This window comes from Pseudomonas bubulae (assembly GCF_900618535.1).
Classification (GTDB): Bacteria; Pseudomonadota; Gammaproteobacteria; order Pseudomonadales; family Pseudomonadaceae; genus Aquipseudomonas; species Aquipseudomonas bubulae.
Map to the genome: position 1 here is coordinate 1 of NZ_UYJA01000011.1, position 5,894 is coordinate 5,894.

5 protein-coding genes and 1 pseudogene are annotated in these 5,894 nt (G+C 48.6%); 3 read left to right on the plus strand and 3 right to left on the minus strand.

The annotated features are described in order from the left end of the window. Positions 1 to 508 precede the first annotated feature (508 nt). Positions 509 to 669: pseudogene (locus PPTH39_RS23345) on the plus strand (transposase); the annotation flags it as partial. A gap of 111 nt (positions 670 to 780) precedes the next feature. Here the strand turns inward: PPTH39_RS23345 and PPTH39_RS23350 are convergent. Continuing rightward, the gene (locus tag PPTH39_RS23350) at positions 781 to 1,455 is read right to left on the minus strand and encodes a SinI family restriction endonuclease (protein ID WP_130872539.1); all 675 of its coding nucleotides are present in this window, start codon (positions 1,453 to 1,455) and stop codon (positions 781 to 783) included. A 214-nt stretch (positions 1,456 to 1,669) separates the two neighbouring features. On the opposite strand from PPTH39_RS23350, the gene PPTH39_RS23355 reads away from it, so the two are divergent. Beyond that, a complete protein-coding gene (locus PPTH39_RS23355) occupies positions 1,670 to 3,133 on the plus strand; it encodes a DNA cytosine methyltransferase (protein WP_232527690.1) in 1,464 nt (487 codons plus the stop codon). Positions 3,134 to 3,394: 261 nt separating this feature from the next. Beyond that, a complete protein-coding gene (locus PPTH39_RS23360; protein ID WP_130872540.1) occupies positions 3,395 to 3,958 on the plus strand; it encodes a recombinase family protein in 564 nt (187 codons plus the stop codon). A 600-nt stretch (positions 3,959 to 4,558) separates the two neighbouring features. Here the strand turns inward: PPTH39_RS23360 and PPTH39_RS23575 are convergent. Together PPTH39_RS23575 and PPTH39_RS23365 are read right to left on the minus strand one after the other, a co-directional pair. Then, positions 4,559 to 4,723, minus strand: a complete 165-nt coding sequence (locus tag PPTH39_RS23575) for a hypothetical protein (RefSeq protein WP_165446548.1) — start codon at positions 4,721 to 4,723, stop codon at positions 4,559 to 4,561. A 533-nt stretch (positions 4,724 to 5,256) separates the two neighbouring features. Further along, the gene (locus PPTH39_RS23365; protein WP_130872541.1) at positions 5,257 to 5,538 is read right to left on the minus strand and encodes an XRE family transcriptional regulator; all 282 of its coding nucleotides are present in this window, start codon (positions 5,536 to 5,538) and stop codon (positions 5,257 to 5,259) included. Between the last annotated feature and the right edge of the window lie 356 nt (positions 5,539 to 5,894).

Below are 5,894 nucleotides of genomic sequence, written 5' to 3' on the forward strand. Positions count from 1 at the left end.
GCGTAAAAACCCAACCACGGGCGCTGTCACTGTCCTAAAACCCACCAACCGCCAGACGCCGAAGAGGGCAGGGGGCGCAGTGGTAAACAATCCCCGAAAGTCTGGAACGCCTGTTGGGAGTGGGAGCTGGGTGGCTGCACCTGGAAAAAGTCCTCACTGCGTGGAGTCATGCGAGACGCTTTTTTTAAAAGCTGATCGTAGGGGCTCCCACGCCAGTGGGAGCTATCAAGGGCGTCGCGTAGCCATCATTACTGCCGCCTACGGGCGGCTCTAGACTGGCGTCAGCCATCATTGCTCGGGCTCTTGTCTTCTAGGGTTATAACCTGCTTTGGATCTTTCCCAGCGAGTGGGGGTCCCCCTTTAGGGGGTCGAGCTGGTGAGCGTAGCGAATGCTTTTGCTCTTCGTTTTACCCTCAACTGCTCGCGAGTACGCTGCCAAAGATGTGGGAAGAACCAGGACTTCACGGAAACCAGCGATTTTCATAATGCCCACGTTGTAAATAATCGTTACGGCAAGCCCAAGTACCGACAGCGCAACATCATCGAGCGCATGTTCGGGTGGCTGAAGAAGAACCGACGGATTGGTTACCGATACGACAAGTTGGTGACAAGTTTTTTGGCAATGGTCTCTCTGGCTGCACGATGCGGTGTTTACGACATTATCTTTAGTATACTGCCAGTAGGCGAAAATTTAGATACGGATAAATACAGCTATCTCTGCAAAATAATTAGCTATGCTCAAGTTAATTGTTGAGCATAGCTAATAACTATAGTCGCAATTTACCTTAAGTTATAAAGATAGGCTTTAACGTAATTTTCAAATCCTGCCTCAGAAACGTATGGCCGAATTTCATCATCTGGAAATGCATTCCAGTTAGTTTCAATCTTTCTAGAGAAAGTACGGAACCATTTACTAATTAATGTTCCATGTCTGATAGCGGAAGACGAAGAGTTTTCGCTATTGTCCCTATTCTTAACCTGAAGCAAAGACCAGTTTAGACTTCCATATGCAGGATACTTAATAAAATCTACTGCCTTTACCATGCTGCCGGAGCACCATATCCAGCCTTTCGGTTCCATGATGCTTGCAAGGTAACGTTCTAATAGCTCCCCTACAAGATTTTCGGCCCCCATAGATAAGAGGTGCTCTCTTTTTGCACGCTCTAGATTCTCAACAGGAACACAAAAATAGCTATTGAGTATTAATGAAACCATCTCGTCAGGGATCGTTGACGGTGGTGCAGGGGCTCTAGGCCGTCGGCTTTCAGCGAATCCTCTAGCGTGGTATTGAATGTAGGCAGCAGATCCAACTACCGGGAATCCACCACGTATCTTCAAGGCCACTTCAGGTTCTGTTGATAAGAAACTAATAAGCCCAGCATAAGTTTCTACCAGGTTAGGAGATATTCCATACATGGCCTCTCGAGCTATTTCATCAGAGTTTGCTATGAACATAATTACAATCCTTTATACGCTTACTAGACTTTGATATTTTTAAAATTAATTATTTAGAATAATTTCACGTCTAATATATTGACCTTATATATTTTTTAGTCACGGTATTACCGCAACGGTTTTACTATCTTTAAAATTAAAGAGAAGTGCTAGTTAATTCTATTTTTTTGTGATAAATTGTTGGTATTGATTTTGTTTCGAGGTCGAACCTGTAATGATACCAAATGCCATATCAGCACGAGATGCAGCAGCTAAAATTGGAATTTCAGAGCAGAGAGTTAGAACTATTCTCCGGAATGGTAATTTGGATGGTCGCCAAATTGGAAAGCAATGGATAACGACAGACGCTGCCGTTACTGCCTACCTTGAGTCTGGAGGCATGCTCCCGCCAGAAGACAGATCGCGTGCAGAAGGGCCTCTCCCATCATTAAAAGCACTTTCTTTTTTTTCTGGCGCTATGGGTCTAGATCAGGGGTTAGAGCGTGCAGGAATTAAGATGCTTCTTGCTTGCGAGATGGAAAAGGCGTGTCGCCGAACGATCACTGCAAATCGACCTGATATAGCGATGATTGGAGATGTTTGGAAGTATAACGCTGATGACATTCGTGTAGCCGCAGGCCTGAAGCCATGTGATGAAATAGACGTGATGGTCGGCGGTCCTCCGTGCCAGGCATTTTCTACTGCGGGGTCTCGCCGTGGATTTAAGGATGATCGAGGTAATGCATTCTTACGATATATTGATTTGATTTTGGAGCTTCGCCCAAAGTACGCAGTTATTGAGAATGTCAGAGGTCTACTGTCTGCAGCCATGAGCCACAGACCTCACGCGGAGCGTGACGATAATTGGGCTCCTGCGGATGAGGAAGTTCCAGGAGGTGCTTTATTGCATATCCTGACGCTACTAAGGGCGGGGGGCTATGGAGTTTCTTTTAACTTATATAACTCGGCTAACTTTGGTGTTCCTCAGTCCCGTGAACGGGTTATTTTAATCTGTTCACGAGATGGTGCTGTTCTACCGCATTTGAACCCAACCCACTCGAAAGACGGTTCTTTTGGCTTGCCTAAATGGCGAACGTTACGAGAAGCATTTGATGGTCTTGACCCTAAAGCTGGAGACCATTTTGAATTTCCAGAGGATCGCTTGCGCTTCTATAGAATGCTCGGCCCTGGGCAATATTGGAAGAATCTACCTAAAGAACTCCATCGAGAGGCAATGGGGGCTTCTCTTGATTCTGGAGGTGGTAAAACAGGTTTCCTGCGTAGGCTCGACTGGGATAAGCCTTCTTGCACACTTGTTACGTCCCCATGTATGCCTGCGACTGACATCGCACACCCTGTTGAAAATAGGCCGATTTCAGTACAAGAGTACAAACGTATCCAACAATTCCCTGATGATTGGATTGTGTGTGGTTCTATAGTTGACCAGTACAAGCAAATAGGAAATGCCGTACCTGTAGGCTTAGGGGAAGCTGTCGGAAAGGCAATCCTCGCCCATATGGAAGGCATAGAAAATACCCCTCCAGCTGGATTTCCATTCAGTCGTTATAAATGTACTGATGAAGTCAGCTGGGAGGCTAATGCTCTCAGGCTTAAAAATAAAGGCCAAAAACCAGTTACTAGCGAGATAAAGGAAGTAGTACAGGGAAATCTATTTGAGACTGCATTGGAGTACTGCTAGTTATGTGAACAAAGGTCTTTTCTATCATGGAAAGGCCTTTGGTCACGATTAGGGCCGTATCAGATGTGCAAAGATCAGTGTCATAGTGATCCTTTTGGCCTATCACTCGCTATTGAAAGTCCTCTGGCCAAACCGTAGCTGTCGCCTTAATCCTAAGTTATGCGACAGCGGCGTCGATACTGAATGTACGGCCTACAAGTTGTCGCATAACTTTGTCGCACGTCGTAAGTTACCTGCGACAACAAATGCGACAGGTGCTTTATGAGGAATGCAGGACAGCAGATTGGTTACGCTCGGGTTTCGACGCAAGGTCAGGATCTGGAGCAGCAACGCATTGCCTTAGGGCAAAACGGTTGTCTGCGAATCTTTGAAGAAAAGGTCAGTGGGGCTAAGAAAGACCGTCCTGAACTGAGTCGGCTGCTCGATCATTTGCGGCCAGGTGATGTACTGACCGTGACTCGGTTGGATCGATTAGCCAGGTCAACAACTGACCTGCTCCACATTGCAGAACGACTCAAAACTTTAGGCGCAGATCTGCGTTCACTTGCTGAGCCGTGGGCCGACACCACCTCTCCAGCTGGGCGCATGGTTTTAACGATATTCGCTGGGATTGCTGACTTCGAGCGCTCTCTCATTGGCGAGCGAACCAGTGCTGGCCGAGCTGCTGCGAAAGCCAAAGGCGTTCGATTTGGGCCAAAGCCTGTTTTGACTTCTGAGCAGATAATCCATGCACGTAGGTTGATTAATGAGGGTCAATCAGTGGCCGAGGTTGCACGTCTTTTGGGTGTGCATCGAGCCACGCTATATCGTGCGTTGCCTGAATAGATAGAGCGCGCCCTATGTTCAATTGCCCCCCACAAAAAAGCCCACTCAGGTGGGCTTTTTTTCGCCTTCAGGGCTCTATTGCACAGGTGTGAGAGATCTCGTTCAGTTTGAACGAGGGGTAGCTCATCTGAACTGCTTTTTAGCCGGAATCTCTCCCCCATAGACCGCTCTTGTTTTGGGGGGCAGTCCGCCTGCGGTTTTTGCCCTGTTCTCTACAGGCCACGTAAACCATGGCCTGTAGAGAACAGGGAGAGATTCCGGCTACCCGGAATCTTTCCCCCTTTGAAGGGGAGTTTCCGATTCGGAAACTTTTGGCTCATTCGTTCAGAGCGCTAAATAGACTGGACCAGGTGGTGGGCTGCTGAGGTTTTTCGAGAGACCTCATTCAAGTCTGAACGAGGAGTAGCTCATCTGAACTGCTTTTTAGCCGGAATCTCTCCCCCATAGACCGCTCTTGTTTTGGGAGGCAGTCCGCCTGCGATTTTTTCTCTGTTCTCTACAGGCCACGTAAACCATGGCCTGTAGAGAACAGGGAGAGATTCCGGCTACCCGGAATCCTTCCCCCTTTGAAGGGGAGTTTCCGATTCGGAAACTTTTGGCTCATTCGTCCAGGGCGCTAAATAGACTGGACCAGGTGGCGGGCTCCTGAGGTTTTTCAGGAGTTGAGGGGTTGGCAATTGGTGGGTGTTCCTGTTTGTGCTCGATGAGCAGAACGGTGGCGCGCAGATCCTGGACTTCCTTGCGAAGTGCCTGAAGTTCAGTCAATACCTGATCCCAGGGTTGAGCTGTGCCAATCTGTGCCATATCAGGTGTGTCAGGCTGTGCCACGGGGGCCAAAGCGCCGTAAGCGCGCATCAATTCAGACGTCTCAAATTGACGATTTCCAGAAGGGTCTAGCCCATATGAAACAAGGCCTCTATCCATATCGCGATAGATCGATCTACGGCTTCTGCCTGTCAGTTTTACGGCTTCGTTTAGAGTGTGCCATGCCATATTTTAAGACTGTGCCAGAGTGTGCCAAATCAGCCGTGCCAAGGTGTGCCACAGCTGTGCCAAGCTAGGAAGATTAATCTAGTACCGGGGCTTTCCCTAAAAGAGGAGAGATTACGGCTAGGCCTGACAAATGCCTGACAGATGGAAGACAAATGCCTGACAAAGGCCTGACACCCTTACTAGGGGATTGAAAATACCTGACAAATGCCTGACAAGCGAAAGAGCAGTAGTGGAATGCTAAAAATTGCAGGCACGCCAAGGATGTATACATCCGGTGCCAAAGGGGGGCCTTTGAAACCCAGCCTCTACGAGGCTTTAACAGAGGTGACAATCTCCATACGGATATTAAGGCGAGCAGCAAGCTCAACTATTTCATCCAAGGAAAAAGCGTTGAAGTCCTCTTGGAGTAATTGGCTCACACGGCTTACTGACAAGCCAAGGTTAGAGGCTGCATGGTTTGGAGGATATGCGTTGTCGCGTACACGGTTAACTACAGCAACCATCAAGTTGGCCTTCAGCAGAAGTGCCTCGGGGGTATGGCACCCGATCTCGGCAAAGACATTCTCAGTCTTGGTTCTATTGTCCATGAAAGCCTCCGGCTAACGCGGTCCTGCGGCCCTTGTTGGCTGCCGCCTAGTGCGGCAGCTTCGCTACCTTCCAGTCCGCAGCTCGATGGCTTATAGGGCATGATGCCCTATAAGAAATACAGGATTTGCACTGTGCGGCCAAACGCAATATCTTTGGCCATATCAGCAACATAGAATTAAAACGAAAAAACCCTGCCAAGGCAGGGTTTCATTCGGGCCAGCGGCGACTGCAATCGCTCTGGCCAAGGTCTCGGGGAATCTCTGCTTTTCGGTGCGGGGAACGAGACCTGGTAAGCCAATTCTGTCGGGAAAACTCCCGTCTGTCCAGCTTCCAGCCTCCCCCGACACCTCTTCCC

Bases quoted from the DNA above. Each gene is read 5' to 3' on its own strand.
- PPTH39_RS23350 (WP_130872539.1), bottom strand. From the start codon at position 1,455: ATGTTCATAGCAAACTCTGATGAAATAGCTCGAGAGGCCATGTATGGA.
- PPTH39_RS23355 (WP_232527690.1), top strand. From the start codon at position 1,670: ATGATACCAAATGCCATATCAGCACGAGATGCAGCAGCTAAAATTGGA.
- PPTH39_RS23360 (WP_130872540.1), top strand. From the start codon at position 3,395: ATGAGGAATGCAGGACAGCAGATTGGTTACGCTCGGGTTTCGACGCAA.
- PPTH39_RS23365 (WP_130872541.1), bottom strand. From the start codon at position 5,538: ATGGACAATAGAACCAAGACTGAGAATGTCTTTGCCGAGATCGGGTGC.